Origin of the sequence: Burkholderia sp. Ac-20353 (assembly GCF_017104785.1) — a bacterium.
Lineage (GTDB): Bacteria > Pseudomonadota > Gammaproteobacteria > Burkholderiales > Burkholderiaceae > Burkholderia.
On record NZ_JAAGPL010000051.1, the window covers coordinates 26,625 to 50,517 of the forward strand.

At 64.0% G+C, this 23,893-nt stretch carries 17 protein-coding genes and 1 pseudogene; 2 read left to right on the top strand and 16 right to left on the bottom strand.

Features of this window, described 5'->3' with window-relative positions:
* Positions 1 to 44: 44 nt before the first annotated feature.
* From G3N94_RS16945 to G3N94_RS16965, 5 genes are all read right to left on the bottom strand, one after another.
* Positions 45 to 1,604: a methyl-accepting chemotaxis protein gene (locus G3N94_RS16945; protein ID WP_205793727.1), complete on the bottom strand. Its 1,560-nt coding sequence runs from the start codon at positions 1,602 to 1,604 to the stop codon at positions 45 to 47.
* A 165-nt stretch (positions 1,605 to 1,769) separates the two neighbouring features.
* Complete coding sequence (locus G3N94_RS16950; protein ID WP_205793729.1) at positions 1,770 to 2,744, bottom strand: nitronate monooxygenase family protein; 975 nt, start codon at positions 2,742 to 2,744, stop codon at positions 1,770 to 1,772.
* 112 nt (positions 2,745 to 2,856) lie between these two features.
* Positions 2,857 to 3,645, bottom strand: coding sequence for an enoyl-CoA hydratase-related protein (locus tag G3N94_RS16955; RefSeq protein ID WP_205793731.1), 789 nt, complete (start codon positions 3,643 to 3,645; stop codon positions 2,857 to 2,859).
* Between the two features lie 11 nt (positions 3,646 to 3,656).
* Positions 3,657 to 4,424: a 3-hydroxyacyl-CoA dehydrogenase gene (locus G3N94_RS16960; protein WP_205793760.1), complete on the bottom strand. Its 768-nt coding sequence runs from the start codon at positions 4,422 to 4,424 to the stop codon at positions 3,657 to 3,659.
* A gap of 17 nt (positions 4,425 to 4,441) precedes the next feature.
* Positions 4,442 to 5,662 (bottom strand): acyl-CoA dehydrogenase family protein, encoded by a 1,221-nt coding sequence (locus tag G3N94_RS16965; RefSeq protein ID WP_205793733.1) that lies wholly within the window; start codon positions 5,660 to 5,662, stop codon positions 4,442 to 4,444.
* A 225-nt stretch (positions 5,663 to 5,887) separates the two neighbouring features.
* Between G3N94_RS16965 and G3N94_RS16970 the strand changes: the two genes are divergently transcribed.
* Complete coding sequence (locus G3N94_RS16970) at positions 5,888 to 7,459, top strand: AMP-binding protein (protein WP_205793735.1); 1,572 nt, start codon at positions 5,888 to 5,890, stop codon at positions 7,457 to 7,459.
* Between the two features lie 63 nt (positions 7,460 to 7,522).
* Here G3N94_RS16970 and G3N94_RS16975 read toward each other — a convergent pair whose 3' ends face one another.
* The 10 genes and pseudogenes from G3N94_RS16975 to G3N94_RS43210 all read right to left on the bottom strand — a co-directional run bounded on the left by G3N94_RS16975 (position 7,523) and on the right by G3N94_RS43210 (position 20,062).
* The gene (locus tag G3N94_RS16975) at positions 7,523 to 9,001 is read right to left on the bottom strand and encodes an aldehyde dehydrogenase family protein (protein ID WP_205793736.1); all 1,479 of its coding nucleotides are present in this window, start codon (positions 8,999 to 9,001) and stop codon (positions 7,523 to 7,525) included.
* Positions 9,002 to 9,047: 46 nt separating this feature from the next.
* On the bottom strand, positions 9,048 to 9,716 hold the full coding sequence (locus G3N94_RS16980) for an OmpW family outer membrane protein (RefSeq protein WP_205793738.1): 669 nt from the start codon (positions 9,714 to 9,716) through the stop codon (positions 9,048 to 9,050).
* Between the two features lie 162 nt (positions 9,717 to 9,878).
* The gene (locus tag G3N94_RS16985) at positions 9,879 to 10,229 is read right to left on the bottom strand and encodes a hypothetical protein (protein ID WP_205793740.1); all 351 of its coding nucleotides are present in this window, start codon (positions 10,227 to 10,229) and stop codon (positions 9,879 to 9,881) included.
* A gap of 140 nt (positions 10,230 to 10,369) precedes the next feature.
* Entirely contained in the window at positions 10,370 to 11,179 is an 810-nt protein-coding gene (locus G3N94_RS16990; RefSeq protein WP_205793742.1) for an SDR family oxidoreductase, read from the bottom strand.
* A 168-nt stretch (positions 11,180 to 11,347) separates the two neighbouring features.
* Complete coding sequence (locus G3N94_RS42395) at positions 11,348 to 12,676, bottom strand: 3-hydroxyacyl-CoA dehydrogenase family protein (protein WP_346778704.1); 1,329 nt, start codon at positions 12,674 to 12,676, stop codon at positions 11,348 to 11,350.
* A 285-nt stretch (positions 12,677 to 12,961) separates the two neighbouring features.
* A pseudogene (locus G3N94_RS42400) lies at positions 12,962 to 13,501 on the bottom strand (enoyl-CoA hydratase/isomerase family protein); the annotation flags it as partial.
* A 34-nt stretch (positions 13,502 to 13,535) separates the two neighbouring features.
* Positions 13,536 to 14,744 (bottom strand): acetyl-CoA C-acetyltransferase, encoded by a 1,209-nt coding sequence (locus G3N94_RS17000; RefSeq protein ID WP_205793746.1) that lies wholly within the window; start codon positions 14,742 to 14,744, stop codon positions 13,536 to 13,538.
* A gap of 81 nt (positions 14,745 to 14,825) precedes the next feature.
* On the bottom strand, positions 14,826 to 15,917 hold the full coding sequence (locus tag G3N94_RS17005; RefSeq protein WP_205793748.1) for a 2Fe-2S iron-sulfur cluster binding domain-containing protein: 1,092 nt from the start codon (positions 15,915 to 15,917) through the stop codon (positions 14,826 to 14,828).
* Positions 15,918 to 15,948: 31 nt separating this feature from the next.
* Positions 15,949 to 17,076 (bottom strand): fatty acid desaturase, encoded by a 1,128-nt coding sequence (locus G3N94_RS17010; RefSeq protein WP_205793750.1) that lies wholly within the window; start codon positions 17,074 to 17,076, stop codon positions 15,949 to 15,951.
* Positions 17,077 to 17,206: 130 nt separating this feature from the next.
* Complete coding sequence (locus G3N94_RS43210; RefSeq protein ID WP_205793752.1) at positions 17,207 to 20,062, bottom strand: LuxR C-terminal-related transcriptional regulator; 2,856 nt, start codon at positions 20,060 to 20,062, stop codon at positions 17,207 to 17,209.
* Positions 20,063 to 20,388: 326 nt separating this feature from the next.
* Here G3N94_RS43210 and G3N94_RS17020 point away from each other — a divergent pair, with 326 nt between their 5' ends.
* Positions 20,389 to 21,903 (top strand): MDR family MFS transporter, encoded by a 1,515-nt coding sequence (locus G3N94_RS17020; RefSeq protein ID WP_205793754.1) that lies wholly within the window; start codon positions 20,389 to 20,391, stop codon positions 21,901 to 21,903.
* A 78-nt stretch (positions 21,904 to 21,981) separates the two neighbouring features.
* On the opposite strand, the gene G3N94_RS17025 is transcribed toward G3N94_RS17020, so the two are convergent.
* Positions 21,982 to 23,893 (bottom strand): CocE/NonD family hydrolase (locus G3N94_RS17025; RefSeq protein ID WP_205793756.1); only part of this gene is annotated, 1,912 nt, incomplete at its 5' end.

The following is a 23,893-nucleotide window of genomic DNA, read 5'->3' on the forward strand; positions in this document are numbered from 1 at the left end:
CTCGTCGGCCCCGGTCGGCCCGGGCCGGCTCCCGTCCACCCGCGTCAGGCGACGCGGAACGCGCCCACCGCGCGGCGCAGCCCGTCGGCCTGCTCCTCGAGCGACGCGGCCGCGGCGGCCGCCTCCTCGACGAGCGCCGCGTTCTGCTGCGACACCTGATCCATCTGCGACACCGCGCGGTTCACCTGCTCGATGCCGTCGCGCTGCTCGTTCGATGCCGCCGCGATCTCGGACATGATGCTCGTCACGCGCGTGATCGCCTGCTGGATGTCCTGCATCGTCGTGCCGGCGACGCCGACGAGCCGCGTGCCGTTCGCGACGCGCTCGACCGATTCGCCGATCAGCGTGCGGATCTCCTTCGCCGCCGACGCCGAGCGCTGCGCCAGCGTGCGCACTTCGCCCGCGACCACCGCGAAGCCGCGGCCCTGCTCGCCGGCGCGCGCCGCCTCGACCGCCGCGTTCAGCGCGAGGATGTTGGTCTGGAACGCAATGCCCTCGATCGTGCCGATGATGTCGGCGACCTTCTGCGAGCTCTGGTCGATCTCGTTCATCGTGCCGATCACTTCGCCGACGACCGTCGCGCCTTTCGACGCGATGTCGGACGCGCTGTCCGCGCAGGCCTGCGCTTCGACCGCGTTGTCGGCGTTCTGCTTCACCGTCGCGGTGAGCTGCTCCATGCTCGCGGCCGTCTGCTGGAGCGCGGCCGCCTGCTCCTCGGTACGCTGCGACAGGTCGGTGTTGCCGGCCGCGATCTGGTGCGTCGCGGTGACGATCGCTTCGGAGCCGTGCGTGACCTGGCGCACGGTGTCGGCGAGGCTGCGCTGCATCCCCGTCACGCCCGTGACCAGTTCGGCCATCTCGTCGTGCGACGACCAGCGCACTTCCGACGTCAGATCGCCGTCGGACAGCCGTTGGAAATGCGTGAGCAGCCGCGACAGCGGCTGCGTGATCGCAAAGTGCAGGCCGATCGCGCAGCCGAGGCACGCGGCGAGGCCGCACGCGATGCCGGCGATCGCGCCCGCGCGCAGCCAGCTGTAATAGGTCTGCGCGGTGTCGTAGACGTCCTTGCCGCGCGCCGCCTGGAAATCGTCGAGCGCGTTGGTCGCCTGCGTAAGCGCGACCGACAACGGCGGCGCGACCGTCATCAGCAGCCGGTCGGCCTCGTCGCGGCGGCCGCCCCGGATCGCGTCGATCATCGGCTTCAGCGCCTGGCCGACCAGCGCCTGCCGCGCGGCGTCCATCCGGCCGGCGAGCGTGCTTTCGTCGCCGTCGTGCGGCAGCGCCGCGTAGACGCGCCACGTGGCGTCCGCCTTCGCGAGGTAGCCCTCCGCCTTCGAGACGGTGTCCTGCACGTCGGCCGACTCGGGGTGCAGCATCGCGCGGTCGAGCGTCGTGCGCACGATCATCAGGTTCAGGCTCGTCGCGGCGAGCGCGCCCTTCGCGACCAGCTGGCGCGTAGACGCCTCTTCGAGCGCGCGATTCGAGCTCTGCATGCCCGCGAGGCCGATCAGCCCCGAGACGACGAGCAGGCCCGCGACGAGGCCGAGCGTGGAAAAGATCCGGGTTCGGATCGAGAAACGGGAAAACAGGGCGTTCAGGTTCATGACGGCACGTGTGCGGTAAGAAACGCCGCGGCAGATCGGCACACGGCATCCGGGATTACGGTTTGCCTGCAGAAAACTTGAGTCCGGCTCCGCTTTTTCCGTGATGCAGGTCAAATTCGGGGCCGTCCCGCGGACGGTCCCAATGCCCTGTTACGGTGCAAAAATCTATGCGTCGCAAAATTTGCGGCCGCGCTCCAACTCCCGACGGCACTCGGCCACGATACGTTCGAGCAACTCCGCGCAGGTAGGAATGTCGCGGATCAGGCCGACCACCTGGCTGGCCCAAACGAGCCCGCCATCCACCTCACCGCTTTCGAGTGCCGCACGCCCTCGCGCACCGGCGACCAGCGGCTGAATATCCTTGAACTCGCATCCGCCGGGGCGCCGTTCGAGCGCAACGACCTCGTTCGAAATTGCGTTCTTCAGCACCCGGCCGGAGTTATGAAGCGTCCGGAAAATGAGCTGCGTGTCTCGTTCGCTCGCTGCGACCAGCGCTTCCTTGATTTGCCGATGAATCGGCGCCTCTTCCGTCGCACAGAAGCGCGTTCCCATGTTGACGCCCTCGGCGCCAAGCATCAGCGCCGCAGCCAGGCCACGACCATCGGCGATTCCGCCCGACGCGATCAACGGAACTTTCACTTGATCCGCTGCCGCCGCGAACAGGACGAAGCCGCCGACGTCATCCTCGCCAGGATGGCCGGCACATTCGAATCCGTCGATGGAAATCGCGTCGACGCCATTGCGCTCCGCGGAGAGCGCATGCCGCACCGACGTACATTTATGAACGATCCTCACGCCAGCCGCCTTGGCCTTATCGATAAACGTCTTCGGATTGTTGCCGGCGGTTTCCAGGACTTTCACGCCGCTGTCGATCGCCGCGTCCAGATAAGCCTCGTATGGCGGAGGGCTGGATGACGGCAAGATTGTCAGGTTCACCCCGAACGGCTTGTCGGTCATCTCGTGACAGCGTCGGATCTCGGCCGCGAGTGCCTCGGGTGACGGCTGGGTCAGGCTCGTCAGCACGCCGAGTCCGCCGGCATTCGATACCGCCGATGCAAGTTCGGCGCGCCCGACCCATTGCATGCCGCCCTGGATGATCGGATAACGAATTCCCAACAATTCGGTCACTCTGGTCTTCATATCGGTCCTGCCTGCTCAAAAATTTCCGGGTTCATCGTTCCGGTCAACATCCGGCCGCCGCCGGCACCTGGTGCGTGGGATTGCCCCACTCGAATCGGGCCGCTCGGCACACCTATCGTCCGGAAAAGACGGCCTTGCGCTTGCCGAAGAAGGCGGCGTTCGCCTCCTGAAAATCGTCGGTCTCGACACTTTCCCTGAAGCCATCCCGTTCGGCATCGAGGTGCGTAGCGAAATCGTGCTCAAACGAACCGCGCATCAACCGCTTGATACGGCCATATGCAAGCGTTGGCCCTGCCGCCAGCTTGCGTGCAAACGCGTACGTCTCATCGACGAGTTTCTCGTCCTGCACGACCCTGTTGACGATGCCGAGACGCAACGCCTCCGCCGAGTCGAATGTTTCCGACAGCAGTGCGATTTCCATTGCGCGACGCAAACCGACCATTCGAGGCAGGCTCCACGAACCGGATACATCGCAACTTGCAGCCACGTTTGCATACGCAAGATTGAAGCGCGCTCCGTCGGCCGCGATCACGAAATCGCACGCGAGCGAAAGGCTCAAACTGCCCCCCGCAACTGCGCCATGAACACCGGCGATCACGGGCGCATCCAGCGCGGCGAGCACTTTGATGCCCTCGTGCATGCATCTGATGAGTTCCTCCGCCGCTGCCGTGCCACCATCCCGCAGCGCGGCCAAATCACCACCGACTCCGAATGCCTTTCCTTCGCCACGGATCACCACTGCCCTGACACCACGATCCGCCGCCACCGCCTCACATGCTTCGAGAAACGCGGCCGCAGTCGAAACGTCCAGTGCGTTCATCGCTTCTGCGCGGTTGAATACGATGCTTGCCACGGCGCCGTCGCGCATCAGCACGACTCGCGCTTTTTCATCAACGTTCATATCCCGCCTCTTTACTTCGCTGCCATCCGGATCGCACCATCGAGCCGGATAACTTCACCGTTGAGCATCGGATTCTCGATAACGGCCTGCGCGAGCAGCGCAAATTCGCTCGGGCGACCGAGGCGCGATGGAAATGGCACCTGGGCGCCAAGCGATGCCTGCACATTGGAAGGCAGGCCCATCAGCATCGGCGTTTCGAAAATGCCCGGCGCAATGGTCATCACGCGGATGCCATACACGGCGAGTTCGCGCGCAATGGGCAGCGTCATGCCGACAATGCCCGCCTTCGATGCCGAGTAAGCAGCCTGTCCGATTTGTCCATCGAATGCGGCGACCGACGCAGTACAGATTGCGATGCCTCGTTCGCCGTCCTCACCCGGCTCATTGTTCTTCATCGCAACGGCCGCGACGCGAATCAGGTTGAAGGTGCCGACCAGATTGATCTCGACGGCACGGACAAAGCTCGACAGTGCGTGCGGCCCGTTCTTCCCGAGCACTTTCTCGCCGGGCGCAATACCCGCGCAGCAGATGACGCCGTGCAGACCGCCGAACTCGCCGACGGATTGCGCTACCGCGTGCTGCACCGATGCTTCGTCAGTCACGTCGGTCCGCACGAAACGGGCACCGCTGCCCAGCTCGGCGACGAGCGCGTCGCCCGCCTCGCTGTTGAGGTCCGCGAGGACGGCGCGCCCCCCGTGAGCGAGGATCATGCGTGCGGTTGCCGCGCCCAGGCCGCTGGCGCCGCCGCTGATCAAGAAGGTTTTACCGTGGATGTTCATGTGATGTCTCCTGGCCGTCAGCCCGTGTAAGTGCGTCCGAAAATGTTGCGCGCGATGACCCATTTCTGGATCTCGTTGGCGCCCTCGTAGATCTCGCCGATCTTCGCGTCGCGGTAGATCGATTCCAGCGGCATCAGCTCGGCCGTTGCCGAAAGCTCGCGCACAAAGCCGTATGCACCGCACACCTGGATCGCATCGCGCGCGACGTCCACGGCCAGCCGGCTGCCGGTAACCTTGGCCATCGCCGCCTCTATCTCTGCGCTCTCTTCCATGTCGTAGCGGTAGCCCGCCTTCTGATAGAGCGCGCGTGCCTGCTCGATACCGATTGCGTGATCGGCAAACTGGTATTGCCAGTGCTGCATTTTTGCCAGCTCCTGCCCGAACACCTTGCGCCGACACATGTAATCTGCCGCGTAATCGAACGCTGCTTGCGCCATCCCGACGCCAATCGCGCCGATTCCCATCCGACCGAGCTCGAGTACGCCCAAGGCGACCCGGAGGCCCGAGTTTTCCTCATCGATAACGTGATCGTCCGGAACGAAGACGTTGTCGAACACCACATCCGCCGTCAGCTGCGCGTGATTCCCCATCTTGAGATCGGGTCGCCCCACCGAGACTCCGGCGGCGCGCATGTCGGCCAATAGCATCGTCAGCCCGTCGCCGGTACGGCACAGGACGAGGATCCAGTCCGCCACCACCGAGTTGGTGATCCAGCGTTTGCGACCGGTAATGCGCCAGCCGTCGGCGACCTTCGTTGCGACTGTTTGCATCGAGCGCACCGACAAATCGCTGCTGGTCTCGGGCTCGCTTGTGGCAAAGGAGCCGACGAATTCGCCCCGGATCAACGCCGGCAGGAACCTTTTGCGCACCGGTTCCTGTGACTTCTCCAGTGTCTTGCCGACGAGAATCGCTTGACCGTCATACAACGCCGATGCCAGCCCCCGCGCGTAGTAGCCGAGCTCCTCGAGCACGGTAAGTGTCGCCAGGGTTGGAAACTCCAGTCCGCGTCCACCGACATCGGCCGGAAAGGGAATCGCATAAAGTCCAGCACGCGCCATAGCATTGAACATCGCCCACGGAAATGTCTCGCTGGATTCGGTCGTGGTGTTGAGCTGGTGTGCAACCGGACGAATGACATCGTGGGCGAACTCTCGCACCTCGCTGCGGATGCGAAGCGTTTCAGCGGGCAACCACGTGTCGTGGAACAACGTATCCGCTCTACGAACTGGCGGGATCATCTGGTGTCTCCTGACTAAGTGAAAATCACTCTTCGATCCGAAGCGCACAAGTGCCGCGTACAACGGAGAACCACACTTGAAGAGTTGTTTTCCACTACGTTAGAGAATCGCCGACAAACCCTCCCCATACTTTGGTGTTGTCCGAGGGCGGAGCAGCAAGCGGATCCTTTGTACTGACACATGTCGGATCTACGCCGACATCACAACATTCCCAAGGAGACGAACATGCCCCGTACGATGATCGATCAGTTGTCGGCCGCTGCGCAGCGCGCGCCAGACCAGCCATTCTGCTTCTATGAAAACCGTGTAACGACGTTCGGTGAATTGTGGACGCGGTCGCGGCGCTTCGCCGGCGCGCTGAAGGAAATGGGTATTCCGCAAGGTCAACGGGTCGCCTATCTGGGCAAGAACACGGACCGTCTGCTGGAGGTCATCTTTGGTGCCGCGATCGCCAGAAACACGTGTGTCGTGCTGAACTGGCGGCTTGCACTCCCGGAACTGCGAGAGATTCTCGTCGATAGCGGCGCGACCATCGTTTGTGCCGATTTCGAATTCGTCGAGCACGCGCGTCGGTTAGCCGACCAGATCGATGCCGTGACGCGCATCGTGTCCATCGACCTTCCTGCGCGGCCGGATGACGCGCGCGTCATCGATTACGACGCACTGGTCGACAGCGCACCCGTCCTCTCTCCCGATGGCATCGATGCGGACGACGACTTTCTGCAGCTCTATACGAGCGGCACAACTGGCAAGCCCAAGGGTGTGCCGCAAACGCACGCGATGCACCTGTCGCAGCTCGAGCAATGGGAATCGCGAATCGGGCCGTTCCCGGCAGGCGACCGGTTTCTCGTCTTCATGCCGCTCTTTCACGCGGCCGGCATTACGTATCCGTTGTTCGCGATCAGTTACGGAACCCAGGTGGAAATTCACCGGGCTGCCGTACCCGAAAAGATCATTGAAGCGCTCGCCTCCGGGCGCATATCGTCGATGGTCGCGGTGCCCACCGTTCTCTCGATGCTCGTACCCAAGCTGACGCCCGGTGCATTTCCGGCGCTGAAGAGAGTGCACTATGGTGCGTCGGGCATTAGCCGGGAACTGCTTCAAAAGATGATGGACGTTCTCGGTTGCGACCTGGTGCAGATCTACGCCGCAACTGAAACGACGGCCGCGTTGACCATGCTCACGGCCGACGATCACCGCCGCGCCAACGGTGCGCTATGGTCGTCGGTCGGCAAGCCTGCAGACAGCGTGCAACTGAAGATCGGCGCAATCGAAGACGGCCGGACCCAAGCGCCGGGCCAGGTCGGCGAAATTCTTGTCAGATCGAACTCGGTACTGCGCGGCTATTGGCGTAACGAAGCCGCCACTCGCGAAGCCCTGCGCGACGGTTGGTATCACACGGGCGACCTCGGCTATCTCGATGAGGACGGGTATTGCCATATCGTCGACCGCTTCAAGGACATGATCATTTCGGGCGGCGAAAATGTGTACTCATCCGAGGTCGAGAACGTGCTTGCGCAGTTCCCCGAGTTCGCCGAATACGCGGTCGTCGGCACGCCCGATCCGCAGTGGGGTGAGCTCGTCACGGCGTGCGTGACGTATCGTCCCGGCATCGCTCCATTGACGCTGGAGGAACTTCAGTCGCGCGCACGCAACCTGCTCGCCGGCTACAAGGTCCCACGTCGACTCGAAGTCTTTTCCGCCCTCCCGCGCAATCCGATGGGCAAGCTCCAGAAGCACGCGTTGCGCAACGTGATCCGCGAACGCATGGCGCTACCGGCGGTGCGCGGCTTGTAACCTCACCCGAAACCGGTCGGCCGCACCCATGCGACCGACCGTGCGTAATGACAACTTGATCAGTTATGCGATCTTCACGATGACCGACTTGGTCTCGAGGTAATGCTCGAACACCTGCTCGCCGTTTTCGCGCCCCCATCCCGACTGCTTGAAGCCTCCGAACGGGATGGCCGGATCCGGCGAGAGTTGCGTGTTGACCCACACCGTCCCCGCATCGATGCGCTGCGCGAGCCGATGTGCTGCCGACAGGTCACGCGTGTAGATGTGTGCGGCAAGGCCGTATTCGCTGTCGTTGGCGAGTGACGCGAGCTCGTCCAGGTCGTCATAAGGCGTTGCCGTCAGAACCGGGCCAAAGATTTCTTCACGATAGGCCGGATTGTCCGGATCGCTGGTTTTCAGGATCGTCGGCTCGACAAAGTAACCTTCGCGCGCGACGCGCGCGCCCCCCAGCACGACCTCGGCGCCAGCCTGAACCCCCGCCTGGATGCGGCCAAGGATGCTATCGAGCTGGCGCCGGCTCACGACCGGCCCGAGCAGTGTTTCCGGATCGCTGCCCGCTCCGACCTTGAAACTCTTTGCTACCTTCGACATGCCGTCGAGGATCCGGTCGATCGATTGACGCGGTGCAAACAACCGCGTACCGGCAAAACAGATCTGCCCCGAGTTGAAGAACACCGCCTGCGCCGCGCCGGGCACTGCCGTCTCGAGATCCGCGTCGGGCAAGATGATCGTCGGGGATTTCCCTCCCAACTCGAGTGTCAGTCGTTTCAGATCATGCGCAGCACTGCCGATCAGGCGCTTGCCGGTAGCGGTCGAGCCGGTGAAGCTGACTTTCGCCACGCCGGGATGCTCGACAAGCGCTTGTCCGGTTCGGCCGTCACCGAGAATGACATTGAACACGCCGGGGGAGAATCCTGCCTCGTGCACCAGCTGCGCCAACCGCAATGCCGAATAAGGCGTGGCTTCCGCAGGCTTCAGCACGACGGTGCAGCCTGCAGCGAGCGCAGGCGCAATCTTCCATACCGCGAGAACCAGCGGGTAATTCCACGGCACGATGGCTGCAACGACACCCACCGGCTGGCGAATCGTATATGCGTGGTGCGATCCCGCGGGTTGCAACGCCGGCGCGACGGACTTGCCGCCGAGCTTCGAAGGCCAGCCGGCCATATAGCGTAGCCACATCGCGGCGAGCGGCACGTCGACGGTGCTCGCGAATGCAATCGGCTTGCCGTTGTCGAGTGCCTCTATCGCCGCAAGCTCGGCGGCATTCGTTTCGATCAGCTCCGCGAGCCGGTGGATCAGCCGCTCGCGACCCAGTGGCGGCAGGTCGCGCCATGCCGGCGCGACGAATGCAGCCCGCGCAGCCTGGACGGCCTGATCCACGGCGGCTGCGGTGCTACAGGGTATGTCGCCAATCACTGCTTCGGTTGCGGGATCGTAGACCGGCAATCGCTCCGCAGCAGCGTCGTCGAGCCATTCCCCGCCGATGTAGTTGCGGCCGGTTGGAAGTTGTACGTATGAATTTGAACGCGGGAAACTCATGATCGGTATCTCCGTTGAGATGATTCGTTTGGGCGCAATCGTTGCATCAGAAACGGTAGCTGACACCCACGTGCGCGATGATCGGATCGAGCCGAATGTCGGCGTGAGTGGGCGCCCCGCCCAGCGCCGCAACCGAACCACTTGCGGACGTCTTGAGGAAGACCTTGCGCACGTCCGCAAACACCGACCACCGTTTGTTGATCGGCACATCGAAACCTGCCTCGAGAACCGCGCCCCACGCACTGTGCACCTTCAGGCCCGATACATCGCCATCACTGGTTTTGATCACCCACGTATAGTTGACGCCTGCGCCGACATAAGGCCGGAACGGCCCCCAGTTTCCCAGGCCGTACGTGAGCGTCAGGAGGGCTGGCGCATACGTGACCTTGCCAAGATTGCCGGTTAGCGGCGGCACAAAGTTCCTCAGCGATCCTTCTGCCGACAGCCTTGTGGTCGGAGGGACGCCAAATGCGAAACGCGCCGTCCAGTCAGGTGTGATCGAGTAACCGATCTCGATCCCGAACGAGCCGTTGTTTTGCACGCCGATGTCGGCGCCCGGAGCCTGCTGCCCGGCGAGCGTTGCATGCGTATGGCTATTGAAGAAGGCGCCCACCGGACCTGCACGAACAGTCCACGGAGAAGTCTGTGCCATCGCACTCGTGCTCGACACGAGCGTGACGGCGGCAAGAAATGAAATTGGGGAAGCGATTCGCATCGGGTTGTCTCCGCTCTGAATAGTTTTAAGCGCACCACATATGGCGCAACTCAATATTCGTTACCCGATTTTTTTCTCGCACACGACCTAAGTATGGGTCGCCGGCCCAACCATCCGAACGCGAACGTTGCGCAACACGGGCCGGCGTCTGCGCGTTGATGTTCAGAAATTCGATGCGGCATACAACATCGCAATCCCGGCAATGCCGATCCCGCCATGGAGCAGCACCACCCAGAATGGCGCCTTCGACCGAAACAGCGTACGCAACAGCACCAATCCGCCGCTAAAGCCAGCGAGCAATAGCCCGAATGCCCACCATGCACGCGCCGTCGTTGCGGCTTCCCCGTGCAGATTCATCCCGAACAACGCGGCGAGTGCAGCCAGTCCCGCGAGGCCATGCGTGTTTCGGAGCCAGAGCGGCACCCGTCGCCCGCTCAGCTTTCGCAACGCCATCAGTATCCCGCCACACCCAACTGCCCCGAACCCCGCCAGCAGCCATTGTTGAGCAATCAATTTTGTTCTCCTACGTTATGCCGACGCATGCGCTCGATCTCTCGGCCCATGCGTCATTGAATCGAAATCACGTCAGCGACTCCGTTGCGCGCCCCGGCCAGCGACCGACTCGTCAATCGGTTCGTGCTGGCCGTTCATCATCATACCGCCGTATAACCGCCGTCGACCGTGATTTCAGCGCCGGTGATCTGCTTCGACAAATCCGAGCACAGGAACAGAATCGCGTTTGCAACATCTTCCGGTTCGGTCAGGCGGCCATTCGGAATGAGACCGAGCACGAATGCCGTGGCCTGCTGGGCCGACGCAGCAAGCCCCTCGCTCAACAGCTCCTGAAGACCATTCGCAAGAAGCGGCGTATTGCCGGGCCCTGGATGGACCGAGTTGACACGTACGCCGCAACCCGCCCTCGCAAACTCGGCGGCCATCGACTTCGTCAGCACCGTGAGCCCGCCTTTCGTTGCCGAGTACGCGGCCTGGGCAACTGCCGCGACCTGCCCGAACACCGACGACACGTTGACGATCGACGCACCGCCATGTGCGTTCGCAGTGTGTTCGAGCAGCGGATAAGCGGTCTGGCTGCCGATCCAGACGCTTTCGAGGTTGATCGCGTGCAGTTGCCGCAACTCGGCGACGCTCGTGCGCAAGAACGGTTTCGTCAGCATCTTGCCCGCGTTGTTGACCAGACCGTCGAGCCGACCACCCGCGTGCTCGGCAACGGCATCGATGACGCGCCGCCAATCCGCCTCCGACGTCACGTCATGCGCATGGCTCCAGGCCTTTGCGCCGTGCGATGCACATTTGCTCGCGGTTTCCGCTGCACCGTCACGATCAACGTCGGTGGCCACCACCCATGCACCGGCCTTCGCGAGTTCTTCGCAGGTGCGGCGCCCGAATCCGCCAGCAGCACCCGTCACCAATACGACCTTGTCCTTCAGAATCAGATTGCTCATGTCTCACCTGTTGTTCTGAGCCGCAGCCGACAAGCGGCCGCGGCATTCATTCGCTGCAACACCGCAGCTCATCAATCACCTGCGTATTCCGCGCGTGCAGCCGTACCGCTCGTCGCGCCATTGAAACCTGCTGCACGTAGACCGACACAACGCATGCGTGGCCGGTCGTCACGCCGAATGGTGAAAGCGGAAACGCCAGCGCGCTCCGTCGATGAGGGCCGCGGGCGCCATGAAGCGAGGGCCGAACTCATCGACGAGTTCACCGCAACGCTTGACGAAGTGCTCGACGCCAATGTCATCGATTGCCGACGCCGGACCGCCCAGATAGCTCGGAAACGCCCAGCCGAGAATCGCGCCCAGGTCCATTTCAGCTGCATCGGTGACGACGTCGTCAGCCCAGCAGCGCGCGGCTTCCAGCAGCTGCGCATACAGCAGACGCTCGTTGAGCGCGCGTTGATGCGGCTGACTCGTCTCCGGCAACACATCGACGTGCGACCGGAGCAGTGTCAGATCGAGATGCTTCGGCCCTGCCTCCGGATAGGCGTAGAAGCCGGCGCCGCGCTTGCGCCCGTAACGCTTCGCGTCGACGAGCGCATCGATCAGGCCGTTGACACGCACATGACGATCATCCGCCCACGCACCCTCTTCCTTGCTGCGGAAGAAATGCGCGATGTGATGGAGTACATCCAGGCCGACTTCGTCGGCAAGTGCGAGCGGACCCACGGGCATGCCAAGCGCTACGCCGGCATTTTCGATGCGCACCGGATCGACACCATCGACAAGCAGTCGAATTCCCTCACGGATATACGCGTCGACGCAGCGCGTCGTGTAAAACCCGTAACCATCGCGGACGACAATCGGCGTCTTGCGAATCTGGCGGACGTAGTCGAGCGCACGCGCCAGTGTCTCGCGCGACGTCTTCGCGCCGACAATGACCTCGACGAGCGCCATGCGCGGAACCGGAGAAAAGAAATGCAGCCCGATGAAGTTCTCCGGTCGTTTGCTTCCGTCAGCGAGTCCGTCGATCGGCAATGCCGACGTGTTGGTCGCAAAAATCGCCCGGTCGCCAAGCACCGCTTCGGCCCGGGCGGTGACTTGCTGCTTGATTTCGACATCTTCGACGACAGCCTCGATCACCAGGTCGCAGCCGTCGAACGCGGCGTAGTCGGCCGCGGCCTCGATGCGCGAGAGCACCGTATCGCGCGCGTCGGCCGACAACTTTCCTCGCTCGACATCGGCCTGCAGCGACGCAGCGATCCCGGCGCGACCTGCGTCGGCAATCTCCGTGGTTCGGTCGAGCAGCACCACATCGATACCGGCCTGCGCCGATACCTGTGCGATTCCCGCTCCCATGAAACCCGAACCGAGAATGCCAAGCTTGCGCACACGTGATGCGGGAACGTCGGCCGGACGGCGCGCCAGCTTGTCGGCCGCCTGCCTGGCAAAGAACATCGTACGGATCAGATTTTGCGCGGGACGCCCCTGAACCAGCGTCACGAACAATTTCTGCTCGAGCTTGAGGCCCTTGTCGATCGGCAACTTCACACCCTCGTACACCGCGCTCAGGATCGCGTGGGGCGCCGGATAGTTGCCGCGTGAGCGGGCCTTGGCGGTCGCGTTAGCCGTTGCCCACGCAGCCGAGTTGGCCGGCGTGTACGAATCGCCGCCCGGGATACGGTATCCCTTGCGATCCCACGGCGCGACCGGATCGACCTTGCCGTCGCGCAGCGCCTGGCGCGCCGCATCCAGCAGCCTGTCTGCCGGCACGACGTCGTCGACGAGTCCGGTTTGCAGCGCAGCAGCCGCGCCCAGATCGCGGCCGTCGACGAGAAGCGGGAGGCTTTTCACGATGCCGATGAGACGCGGCAGCCGTTGCGTTCCGCCCGCACCGGGCAGCAAGCCGAGCGTGACCTCAGGCAGGCCGAATTTCGCAGACGGCGTGTCCGCAACCACGCGGTAATGCGTGGCCAGCAACAATTCGAGTCCACCGCCGAGCGCCATCCCGGGTGCCGCGCCGACGACCGGCTTGCCAGCCGTCTCGATATGCCGGAACAGGTCGCCGTACAGCGCGATTCGCCGCATTGCGGCGCCGGTATCGACGCCCGGTTCGACGAACCCAGCCATTTGCGCGAGATCGGCGCCCGCGAGAAAGCTCGACTTGCCGCTCGTGATGACAATGCCGTCGACCCCTTCATCGGCGATTGCCGCATCGAACGCGGTTCGCAATTCGGCAGCCAACTCCTGCGTCAAGACGTTCATCGACCGTTCGGGCATGTCGATGGCAAGAACGGCGATGCGCTCGCCAATAGTCGTAGTGATCATGATTTCTGCAATTGAGAAAAGTCGATAACGCGCGTCAGACGCGCTCGATGATCGTCGCCACACCCATACCGGCGCCGATGCACAGCGTTGCAAGCGCGGTAGAGCCGCCCGTGCGTTCCAGCTCGTCCAGTGCAGTGCCCAGGATGATTGCTCCGGTTGCGCCAAGCGGGTGTCCCATCGCAATGGCGCCGCCGTTGACGTTGACGCGCGCTTCGTCAATGCCGAACGCATCGATGAAACGAATCGGCACCGCTGCGAACGCTTCGTTGATTTCGTAAAGGTCGATATCCTTCGCGTTCATGCCGGCGCGCTTGAGCGCCTTCTGCGCCGCGAACGACGGTGCGGTCAGCATGATGGTCGGCTCCGAGCCGATTTCCGCGAACGCGCGAATTCGTGCGCGCGGCTTGAGGCCTGCTGCCTCACCTGCGTCGCGGCTGCCGAGCAGCATCGCGCAGGCGCCGTCGACGATCGCGGACGAATTACCCGCGTGGTGGCGATGCTCGATGCGCTCGACTTCGGGATAGCGGGCGATTGCCAGCGAATCGAAGCCCGCCTTCACGCCGAGATCGGCAAACGATGGCTTCAGCCCCGCGAGTGCCTCGACGGAACTTGATGCACGCACCATTTCGTCGTGTTCGAGCATGACGTCGCCAAGCACATCGCGCACCGGCGTGATCGATCGCGAAAAACGCCCTTCGGCCCATGCGCGCGCCGCTCGCTGGTGGCTACGAACGGCGAACCGATCGAGTTGCTCGCGGCCATAGCCCCATTTGCTCGCCATCAGGTCCGCGCTGATTCCCTGCGGGATGTAGTGCGTAGCGAACGCGATATGCGGATCGACGCTCCATGCGCCACCATCCGACAGGATCGGGACTCGCGACATCGCCTCGCAACCGCCCGCGATGACGAAGTCCGCAGCACCCGCGGCAACCTTGCCGGCGGCCATGTTGACGCTTTCGAGGCCCGATCCGCAAAAACGATTGACCTGCACACCGGCAACCTCCTCCGCGTACCCGGCCGCAAGCGCGGCCACGCGGGGCAGGCACTGGCCCTGCTCGCCCACCGGGCTGACGACACCGAAAATGATGTCGTCGACCAGCCGGGTATCGAGCGTGTTGCGCTCACGCAGGCTGCCAAGGACCGTGCCGGCAAGATGAACCGCGGTCGCCTCGTGCAGCGAACCATCCGGCTTGCCGCGTCCACGCGGTGTACGGACATGATCGTAGATATAAACAGTGGACATTTGAGTTCCTGTGAACGCGCGCGGCCCGCATTGCGGTTGCCGCGATGGATGATGGGAATTGCACGCCCCGACGAAGCGGAATCAGATTCCCGAAGGTTCGAATTTGTCGGCGTGAATGCGATCGGCATCCACGTTCAGTGTGCGCAGGCGCTTTTCGACCGCCTCGACCATCGGCAGCGCGCCGCACACGAATGCAGACAGTGAGCCGTAGTCGACGCCCAGATGCGCGTCGAGCACGGCCGTCACCAGCCCTCGTCGGCCTTGCCATGCACTGCCCGCCGGCTCATGCGACAGGACAGGAACAATCCGCACGCGCCCGGCACGGCCAATCTGTCCGAGTCGTTCGAGCCGGTCCAGTGTGAACAGGTCGGCGGCAGTACGTACACCGAAGATGATCGTGACGCGATGGTCCGGATACCGATTGAGGCGATCCTCGGCGATCGACAGGATCGGCGCGATACCCGTGCCACCGGCAATACACAGCGAGTCGCGTGGCGTGTCATCGATTCCCATCTGCCCGAACGGCCCTTCCAGCCAGATTCGAACGCCGCGGCGGTCTTTCGCTGCAAGCCATTCGGAGAAGCGTCCGCCCGGCAAGCGCTTGATCAGGAAGCCGACGTCGTCGCTGCCCGCTTCGCTCGCCGGCGCATCGTAGAACGAGAACGAGCGACGCACGAATGAACCCGACACGGCCAGCGCCGCGTACTGGCCCGCCTCGAATTTCACGGGCTGCTCCAGCTTGATTCGCAGATCGACGACCTCGCCGGGCAGCATGTTCCAGCCGCTTATCGTGCCGGGAATCGACTTCGGCAGCACAACTTCGTGATCGAGGAGATCGACGTCGATCGTCAGATCGGTTCGGACCTTGGCCTGGCACGCGAGGATGTAGCCGTCGTTCAGTTCCTCGTTGGTGAGCGGGGAAAGCGCAAAGTCCACGAGCGGGCTGATCCGGCCCGAGACGAGCCGCGTTTTACAGCGACCGCACGTGCCCACCCGGCAGTTGTGCGGGTAGTTGATTCCCTGCTCGAGGGCGGACATGAGCAGCAGGTCATTGCGGCCGACGTCGAACCCTTCCGCGCCATTGCTCAACGTAATGCGGCAACGCCGCGCCTGCGATTCGCCAGATGACGACAGCTTCGGGTCGAGCTCGACCACGACGGTTTCGTTAGACATGATATTTCCCGGTGATTTCGATCAACCGCGTTCAGATCACGGCCGCATAACGGGCTCGGGCTCGCGCAACTTCGGGGTACTCATTGAGCTCCTCCCACCCGGCGCGAATGTTCTCGGCCTCCGCGATCTCTCGTTCCTGGGGGCTCGCATAGTGCCGATCCCAGTCGCGCAGCAACGGCTTGACCATCCTGAACCAGAGCGGCGGAACGAACGCGAGCAACAGGCAGATCAGGAACTGCGGCTGCTTCGGGCCGTCACGGTCCGGCACCAGCTCGTAGAACGGGCGATATCCGTCTTCGTGATGCCCCCGGTGATTGGTAATTTCGAGTGCGAAGATTCGAATGAAAGGCGTGAGGTGATTCCAGGTCTGGTGCGCTTCAAAACGGCCGGGCTTGCCGGTGACGAGGCCATAGTGCTGGGTATAGTTGAAGATCTCGAGGAACATGCGCGGCCCGAGGAGGCACACCGCGACGACTGAAGCCGCGCCCGACCGGCCTCCGATTGCATACAGTACGGACACGAAACCGACCAGCAGCGCCACTCGATACACCCATGCATTGCGCGGATCCCACCACTGGCGGTTGCGCTTGGTCCACATGAGTTTTTCGAGGTGGTACGACTCGACGATCTGCCCGTAGAACGTGCGAACGAGGTGCGCGTAAAGCGCATCGCCGCGACGCGCATAGTCCGGATCGGCCGGCGTCACGGTGCGCACATGATGCGTGACCACGTGCGTGATCTCGCGCCACGGATCGAAGATCAGCACCATGCCGAGCCGTCCCCACCAGCGCATCAGCGTGTTTTCTCGGTGGAACATTTCGTGCAGCGACGGCGCGACCACGACGAACTGGATGAACATCATCGTCACGAATGCGCCGATCTTCTCGGACGTGCCGATGAAGTGGCCGGTACCGACAAGCCTCGCGTAAAAAAACACCAGGCCGAATCCGATACCCAGCTGGACTGCGATGATCGTGTCGTAGAGCCACGGAAAGCGGGTATCGCGAACGGAGTAGTCCGGATCGAGAAACCCGTCCAGAAACAGGAACGCGAACAGCACGCCCGCGCCCAGCCACGTGTAATTGCCGCCGAGCCAAAGCCCGTACGCCGTTACGGCCAGTAATGCAGAATTCAGTGTGTACTTCAGGTAATCAAGCATGACGTCCTCCATGTTTGTCCAAACGAGCGTCTGTGCGCTATGTCATCCAGTTTGGTCAAACGAGAGGGCGAGCAACCCAACCGTTAGTCGGGGAGTCGGCATGCTGCACTGCAATTGCAGCGCAGCCCCGTCACCTCGTGAGCAGGTTCAGCGAGCGTGCCCGCGCCAGCGCGGACGCCCGATTCTTGACGCCGAGCTTCGTATAGAGGTTGTACAGGTGCCACTTGACGGTCGCCACCGATAACGAAAGGCGATCAGCAATTTCCTGGTTGGACAGCCCCGCGTCGATCAAGCCGAGCAGTTCGAGTTCGCGCACGGTTGGCGTTTCTCCAACCATGCCATTGCTGTCGAGCGCCTGAATTTGTTCGAGAACCGGGTTGCCCGTCACCTTCAGCCCGGAGCAGAGGTCGGTGAAGAAACGGCGCTCCTCCTCGGTGACGAATGGCCAGTCCTTGGGCCGCGTATCGTTGACGAGCCCCGCGATCAGATCCATGCGGTCGCGAAATGGTCTGAGATACCGGCGCCGTGCCGCCAGCGATATCGCACGCGTCAGGTGACGTGCAGCCGCCACCGGGTCGTGCATGCAGTGGCTCAACAAAGCCTGGTTCAGCGCGAGCTCCACCAGGCGGCCGCTACGCCCTGCCGTCCGGGCCCTGACGGTTTCTTCGCCGATGAGCGCACCGGCCTGCTTGAACTTCCCGGATGCGATGAGCAGATCCGAAATGGTCGCGTCGATCAAGTCGCGCAAGCTTGCGTCATCGACAGCATGTTCGACCGATACCGACATGGTGTCGCCCGGCTGCCCGATGCCTAGCGTCGCAGCTTCGTGCAGCGCCTCGTCGATTCTCCCGAGCTGCAGCAGACGTCGCGTAATGAAACACGACAGCATCATGCTCAACCGCGCAGGGTAGACAGACGCAATTTTCCTGAGTGCCGGCAGACCGATGCTGTCACTATCCTGGCCGCTCCACATCTTCACGGCGGCATCGAGGCCATGGGCAGTCGTTTCGACGATCCCATGGGAAATCGCCTTGCGAAGCCCACGGTCGAGCAATTGCCCGGCCTCTTCGCGCAGATCCATCTCGATCGCGCACTTGGCAGCGAGCAACGCGATGGTGCTGCATATGCCCGCCGTGTTGCCGAGTTCCCTGCCGGCCTGCTGCAATGCCTCCGTCAATTCCGGATAGGCCGCGGCGTAGTCCCCTTCGCGCATCGGAATCAGCGCATTCACAGCGGCGACCCAAGCTTGTCCATACGCGCTATTCGATTGGGCAATGCTCGCGAACGCGATGCGAGTCAGATATCGCGCGTCAGCAAGACGGCATTCATTGACATCGTGGATGGCGCCCGCGCACGCGACCGTCGCAACGTCGAAAGGTGCGTCCAGCATGGTCGCCCCGTCGCGCTCGGCGACAGCCAGCCAACGCCGCGCATGCTCCGTTACCGTCGCCAGATGGTCCGTATAGACGTCGATGGCGAGATGAATGACGTCGATTCGCCGCGCAATGCGCGCGAGATCGGCACGATTCGCAGTACCCTCTTCCCCAGCCTGCTGCAATCGCTTCATCAACCTTGCAATTTCCTGTCTTGCGAGCTCGTAGCGTCGACCGAACACAAGCGCCCAAACGTACCAGCAATCGGTCTCCCAACCGCCGTGTTCACCAAGCGCATGCAATTGTTCTACCCACGCCAGATAACGATGCAGGTAGCCGAGATCCCTGACGAACACGGGAGCGCTGTATTCGAGAATCCCGGCGGCCATCGGCGCCTGGCTGGCAGCCAGCGCGTAATCGATGGCATCCGCGCAATGTTTCTGCCGCTCGCAGCACTTTGCCGCTCTCGCGAGGATTGCCCGGCGTTCATGCACGCTGATGCCTTGCGCGGCCTGGTTCATCAGGTACTCGCGAAACAGATTGTGAAGCCGGAAGCGTTGCCGGCCTTCGACCGGGATCAGAAACACGTTGTGCTTCCACAGATAGAGAAGATGATCCGCGGCGTCGGCGTCGCCGGTTGCCTCCTCCGCAAGCGACGCGTCGAAATCCCGAAGCAACGACAGCTTCAGCAGGAACGCTCGCAGCCCTGGATCGAAGCCCCTCAGCACCTGCGAGTTGAGCAAGGTGGCAAGGTCCTGATCCGCGCCGGAAAAGCCGGCCAGGGTCGTTTCCGGATCCGGTGACGATTCCAGCAGGATCTGCATGAGCCGCACTGCCGCGGGCCAGCCTTCGGTGTGTCGGACGACGTTATCGATGGCCTTTCCGGACAGCTTCGCGCACAGCGCGTCGCCGAACATTTCGCGCACCCCGATTGCATCGAGCCCCAGGTCGGCCGTGCCTAATTCCACCACCAGACCTTCCAGCTTGCAGCGGACCATTTCCACCGGCAGTGCCTCGCTGCTCGACAACACGAGGCGAAACCAGGATGGCGTGCGAAAGACCAGGCCGGCCAACAGGTCGGTGAGCGCAGGATCCTCGCAATAGTTCACGTTATCGATAAACAACGTGACAGGCACGGGCAGGTGATGCATTCGGCGGACGATCCGATCGATCCGGTCGTCCGGCGGCACATTGCCTTCATGCATCAACTGCAGCGCATCGAACACGCTGTGCTCGCTGCTCGATGCGTCGAGTCGCGCTTCCAGATATCGCAGCAGGCGGTCGATCGTCGTATCACGATCGTCATGCGAAAACCACCAGCATGCCTTCTGCGAGCGCATGCCTTCGTAGTAGTGCACGCTGAGCAACACCGTCTTGCCGTATCCGATCGGCGCGACAACCGAGAGGAGTTTCGGCGACTTGTCCCGCTGCTCATGCAGCGCTCGCAAAGCGCCGGTGCGCGCGATCGGAAACAGGAACACCGGTGGCTCGCCGCACGCAGCATCCGGGTCGCCCAGCCGAACCGTGTCGCCGGGCGCGCATGGCATCGCGTCCAGCCGGGTCCGGCCCGCGATTTCGATCTCGTTGTCTGTCGATGGTGCTCCGGTGCGCACAGGCCGCTCGACGAGCCCCCCGGCGGCCCGATTCGAGCCGGATCGCAGTCTCCCCACCACTTGTTCTCCTCCCCACCGATGTTCGCGCCCGGCCGCAGCGCAGTCTCCAGCGCATTCTTCTTTCTTCTCGCCACTGTCATGGTGTCACACAACGACCGCACGAAACCCATACTTTCGTATTGGAACAGCCCTGCCGACTGACTTGTCCGGCGCGCGGTTACTACGCCCTGTTACGGTTGCAACAATTTGAGGCTCGGCAGAAATTGACCAGGCAACTTTGTCGTTTTATATTTCCGGACAATTCCCTGCCACGGCAGATATCAACCATGTCAACCGAAACCCTTCCGCATCCGCCTGCCGCCGACACCGCGCGCCGTGACGCCCCCGTCGGACTGATCATCGCGGCGCTGCTGCTCGTGATGCTGCTGTCCGCGCTCGACCAGACGATCGTGTCCACCGCGCTGCCGACGATCGTCGGCGAGCTCGGCGGGCTCGACCAGCTGTCGTGGGTCGTGACCGCCTACCTGCTGTCGTCCACCGTCGTGCTGCCGCTGTATGGCAAGCTCGGCGACCTGTACGGCCGCAAGATCGTGCTGCAGGCGGCAATCGTGCTGTTCCTCGCCGGCTCGGTGCTGTGCGGACTCGCGCAGGACATGACGCAACTGATCCTGCTGCGCGCGCTGCAGGGGCTCGGCGGCGGCGGCCTGATGGTCGTCACGATGGCCGCGATCGGCGACCTGATCCCGCCCGACGAGCGCGGCCGCTACCAGGGGATGTTCGGCGGCGTGTACGGCCTCGCGACGATCATCGGGCCGCTGCTCGGCGGCTTCCTGGTCGAGCACCTGTCGTGGCGCTGGATCTTCTATATCAACCTGCCGCTCGGTTTCGTCGCGCTCGCGGTGCTCGGCATCGCGTTCAAGCCGCACACCGCGCACGTGAAGCACCGGATCGACTATATGGGCGCCGCGTTCCTCGCAACCGCCCTCACCTGCATCATCCTGTTCACGAGCGAAGGCGGCTCGCTGCTGCCGTGGTCGTCGCCGCAGCTGTGGATGACGCTCACGCTCGGGCTCGTCGCGATCGGCGGGTTCGTCTACGAGGAGCGGCTCGCCGCGGAACCGATCATGCCGCTCGAGCTGTTCCGCCACCGCACGTTCGTGCTGTGCAGCCTGATCGGCTTCGTCGTCGGCATCGCGCTGTTCGGCTCGGTCACGTTCATTCCGCTGTACCTGCAGGTCGTGAAGGGCTCGACGCCGTCGCAGGCCGGAATGCAGCTGCTGCCGATGATGGGCGGGATGCTCGCGATGTCGGTGGCAAGCGGCCGCCTGATCTCGCGATTCGGCAAGTACCGCGTGTTCCCGATCGCGGGGACGCTGGTCGGCGGCATCGCGATGGCGCTGCTGTCGACGCTGTCGCTCGACACGCCGCTCGCCACGATGTACGGCTATATGGCGCTGCTCGGCATCGGGCTCGGCATGGTGATGCCGGTGCTCGTGCTCGCGGTGCAGAACACGGTCGAGTTCCGCCATATGGGCGTCGCGACGTCGGGCACGACGCTGTTCCGCTCGATCGGCGGCTCGCTCGGCGTCGCCGCGTTCGGCGCGCTGTTCTCGAACGGGCTGCAGTCGCGGCTCGCGAGCACGCTGCCGGCCGGCGCCGAACTGCCGCCGTCGCTCGGCCCCACCACCGTGCACCTGTTGCCGGACGCGGTACGCGATGCGTATCTGCACGCGTTCTCGGGGTCGCTGCACGTCGTGTATCTCGCGGCGGCGTCGGTGATCGCGATCGCGTTCGTGCTCGCATGGTTCGTCGAGGATACGCCGCTGCGCAAGCGCGGGTGAACGTGCTGGCGGGCGGCGGTCCGTCGGCCACCGCCCGCCGCCGCCCGTCATCGCCACGATATCCGACTGAACGCCCCGTCAGCCCAGCACCGACGCCGGCACGAGCGGCAACACCACCTTCGACGGATGCTGCGCGTCGCTGAACACCGACAGCACGCCGACCAGCGACCGCGCGAGCGTCGGCAGCGGCGGCACGCCCTGCGGCAGGTTGCTTGCGCCGACCGACACGCGCAGCCGATGGCCGCGCGCGATCAGCGCGCTCGTCGGAAAGACCTCGACCGGCACCTGCATCGGCACGCCTGGCCACACGGGCTGCACCGATGCGGGCGTGAACGGATGCCACGGCTGGATCGTCAGGCCGTTCACCGTGCGTGAGCGCGTCGCGTCGACCGCCCGCAGCGATGCGGTCTGCAGGCCGTCGGTCAGCGGCGTCGCCGTGCCGTCGGGGGCAACGTCGTCGACCCGCACCGACACGCCGGCATCGAGCGCCGTCGTCGCGACCCACACGTCGGCCTCGATCGGCCCGTTCACGTACATGTCGGCGGCGAGCGGCGCGGTCTCGAAGCGGACATCGGCGGCTTCGGCCAGGTTGTCGTCCGTCTGGCACGGCAGCGGCACGTAGCCCGTCAGGCCGGCCGTCCACTGGTCGAGGCTCAGCGAGCACGCGCCGCCAAGCGGCGTCTGCAGCACGCGATTCACCGTTTCGCCGGCCGCCGGCAGCGCCGTGCTCAGGCTGCGGTCGCCATGCAGGTACCACGCGGCCGCCTGCACGCGCGGATGCGGCCAGTCGGTCGCGCTCGCGTAGTGCCCGAGCCCCGTCACGTACTGCGTGACGTTCGGCAACGCGTCGGCGCCAACCGAGAGGCCCTTCACGTACTGGTCGAACCACTGCAGCTCGATGTGATCGAGCACGGGCACGCCGTCGGCCGGCAGGCCCGCGCCGAGCCCCGCCTGCAGGTGCGTCCACGGCCCGATCAGCAGCTTCGCGTTGGCGTGCGTCTTGATCGTCTCGTAGGTCAGCGGCTCGCTGCGCTGGAACAGGTCGTGCAGCCCGCCGACGACGAAGGTCGGCACGTCGATCCGGCCGTCGACCTCGAGCGGCGAACGCGTGGCCCAGAATGCGCCGTCGTATGCGATCGACGGATCGCCGAGCACCGCCTTCAGGATCGTCGGCAACTGGAACGTCGTCACCGCGCTGACCAGATGCGCGAGCACGGCCGGCAGGCCGGTCGCCGGATCGGTGACGAGCGCGGGATCGGTCAGGCCGAGCGTCGACACGAGGCCGAACCAGAACGGGATGAACGTCAGGTTGGTCTGGCCGCCGGTGAACACGATGTCGCGGTAGCCATCGCCGATCGGCACGACCGGGAACGCGGCCTTCACGGCCGGATGCCGCTGCGCGGCCGTGAGCACCGACGTGATCCCGAGGTACGACACGCCATATACGCCGATCGCGCCGTTGCTCCACGGCTGCTGCGTGACCCAGTCGACGACGTGGCCGTAGTCGGACTGTTCGGTTGCGCCGAACGCCTCCCAGCTCCCGCCCGACTGCCCGGTGCCGCGCACGTCGACGACGACCGTCGCATAGCCGTGCCTGACGATATACGGATCGGCGCCGCCGAGCGTCGCACCGATCGCGCCGCCCTCGAGCCTGGCATCGCCGCCGTTGTACGAGGTCTGCACGAGCACCGTCGGGAAGTGCCCGGCGACCGGATGGCCGGCGCTGTCGGCTGGCAGCGTCACGTACGCGGCGAGGCGCGTGCCGTCGGGCATTGCGATCGTCTGCAGCGGAGCCGTATACGTGTTCGGATAGGCTGCCGGCGGGTCGTAGTCGACCCACTTCGCGCCGGCGTTCGTGGTGATCGACGTGCCGGGCACGCTTGCCGACGCACGCGTGCCGAGCGTCGTCCATGATGCCGGCGATGCGCTCGCGGCGTCGCGTGTCGCCTGTGCCGACGCGGCGGCGCTCGCGCCGGCGGACGGCGTGCCG

Coding starts and splice junctions, on each gene's coding strand:
- G3N94_RS16945 (WP_205793727.1), bottom strand. CDS start 1,604: ATGAACCTGAACGCCCTGTTTTCCCGTTTCTCGATCCGAACCCGGATC.
- G3N94_RS16950 (WP_205793729.1), bottom strand. CDS start 2,744: ATGAAGACCAGAGTGACCGAATTGTTGGGAATTCGTTATCCGATCATC.
- G3N94_RS16955 (WP_205793731.1), bottom strand. CDS start 3,645: ATGAACGTTGATGAAAAAGCGCGAGTCGTGCTGATGCGCGACGGCGCC.
- G3N94_RS16960 (WP_205793760.1), bottom strand. CDS start 4,424: ATGAACATCCACGGTAAAACCTTCTTGATCAGCGGCGGCGCCAGCGGC.
- G3N94_RS16965 (WP_205793733.1), bottom strand. CDS start 5,662: ATGATCCCGCCAGTTCGTAGAGCGGATACGTTGTTCCACGACACGTGG.
- G3N94_RS16970 (WP_205793735.1), top strand. CDS start 5,888: ATGCCCCGTACGATGATCGATCAGTTGTCGGCCGCTGCGCAGCGCGCG.
- G3N94_RS16975 (WP_205793736.1), bottom strand. CDS start 9,001: ATGAGTTTCCCGCGTTCAAATTCATACGTACAACTTCCAACCGGCCGC.
- G3N94_RS16980 (WP_205793738.1), bottom strand. CDS start 9,716: ATGCGAATCGCTTCCCCAATTTCATTTCTTGCCGCCGTCACGCTCGTG.
- G3N94_RS16990 (WP_205793742.1), bottom strand. CDS start 11,179: ATGAGCAATCTGATTCTGAAGGACAAGGTCGTATTGGTGACGGGTGCT.
- G3N94_RS17000 (WP_205793746.1), bottom strand. CDS start 14,744: ATGTCCACTGTTTATATCTACGATCATGTCCGTACACCGCGTGGACGC.
- G3N94_RS17005 (WP_205793748.1), bottom strand. CDS start 15,917: ATGTCTAACGAAACCGTCGTGGTCGAGCTCGACCCGAAGCTGTCGTCA.
- G3N94_RS17010 (WP_205793750.1), bottom strand. CDS start 17,076: ATGCTTGATTACCTGAAGTACACACTGAATTCTGCATTACTGGCCGTA.
- G3N94_RS17020 (WP_205793754.1), top strand. CDS start 20,389: ATGTCAACCGAAACCCTTCCGCATCCGCCTGCCGCCGACACCGCGCGC.